The following is a 1,586-nucleotide window of genomic DNA, read 5'->3' on the forward strand; positions in this document are numbered from 1 at the left end:
CAACAGTTATTATGAACGAGACAGACTCCCACGTACTTGCAATATCTTAGGTTACTTTGGCAATACAGGTAGTATAAGGGCCTGCGATCCAAAGCAGAGCTAAATTGCAAAGGAGAGTCTGTCTATGAAAAATTCTACCACAAAGTATGTAGGTTTAGACGTGTCTAAAGAAAAAATTGCTGTGGCTATTGCCGATGAAGGCCGAGAACCCGCAAGGTACTGGGGAATGATTCCCCATGAGGATCAGGCGATCCTCAATCTTCTTCAAAAATGTGGACGTCCCGAAGAGCTGCTTCTTTGTTATGAGGCCGGCCCAACGGGATACCCCCTGGTTCGTTTTCTCATGGCGCATGGATATACGTGCGTAGTAATCGCTCCTTCCCTGACTCCGAACCGCCCGGGAGACCGGGTGAAAACCGACCGACGGGATGCCTTGAGGCTGGCACAACTGCTGCGGGCCGGAGAACTGAGCAGCGTCCATGTACCGACACCCGAGGAGGAAGCGCTGCGGGACTTGGTCCGAATGCGCGAAGATATCAAGGAAGAGCGGACGCGCATCCGGCAGCGGATCGGAAAGATGCTGCTACGGCATCAGGTGGCTCCGAAGGAAAAGCTTCGGAGATGGACTCAAGCCTATCGCCAGTGGTTGGGGAGAGTGAAATGGACACCGTCGTCTCAAACCTTCGTATGGAGTGAGTTGTTGTATCAACTGGATCAAAATGAAGCACAGCTCAAACGGATGGAGGCGGAAATTCACCGTGAAGCCCAATGTGGGAGCCAGGCGCCTCTGATTCAGGCGCTTCAGACGCTGCGAGGCATTGCGGAAACGACGGCAACCGGGATCGTGGCGGAAGTGTGCAGCTTTGAGCGTTTTGTCAGTGCAAAGGTGTTTATGGGATATACCGGGTTGGTGCCCCGGGAATATTCAAGTGGCTCCAGCCGGCATCAGGGCGGTATTACGAAAACGGGGAATACGAATCTTCGCAAATATCTGGTGGAAGCGGCGTGGAGTTACCGGTATGTACCGGCCGTACAAGGCAGCTTGAAGAAGCGTCAGGAAGGTCAGAATGAAGGCTTGTGCAGGATCTCGTGGAAAGCGCAGCAGCGATTGAATGGGAAATACACACGGATGTGTGGGCAAGGAAAAGCAAAGGGCAAGGCCGTGGTGGCCGTCGCACGTGAGCTGGCAGGATTTATCTGGGCACTGGCGAAAGAAGCCGAAACGTTGAAGACCACGGTCTAAAGTTGAAGGGCAGCATCTAAAGCTGTAGGCATACGAAAGAAACCCCTCTTCACCAGGAGAGAGGGGTGGTTTGAGTCAGGAAGCAAAGGAAAACCGCAAGAGAGAATCCACGGAATCCCTATGTGCCGCAAGGGAACGCCCAAGTGACGCACGCCAACAGTTCGTGGTGCCCCTCTCTGCAGACGGAGAGATAACCTGCGGTACCCAACCCGCGTATATCAGACTGCCTCAACGTCGAGAACTTTTGCTTCCTTACTCAGACTGTCCCCCTCCGGGTTGAAAGGGAAAGGGGTAAAAAACGTGGGAGTCAAAGAGACGCTTTTGACAGTCTCGTTCATATCAG

Annotated in this window: 1 protein-coding gene; it reads left to right on the plus strand. The window is 53.2% G+C overall.

The genetic code is table 11. From position 1 onward, the window contains the following. Positions 1-124 precede the first annotated feature (124 nt). The gene (locus OIN60_RS01900; protein ID WP_305753189.1) at positions 125-1,243 is read left to right on the plus strand and encodes an IS110 family RNA-guided transposase; all 1,119 of its coding nucleotides are present in this window, start codon (positions 125-127) and stop codon (positions 1,241-1,243) included. The last annotated feature ends 343 nt before the right edge of the window (positions 1,244-1,586 follow it).

The sequence above is a fragment of the Paenibacillus zeirhizosphaerae genome (genome assembly GCF_030705605.1).
Lineage (GTDB): Bacteria > Bacillota > Bacilli > Paenibacillales > Paenibacillaceae > Paenibacillus > Paenibacillus zeirhizosphaerae.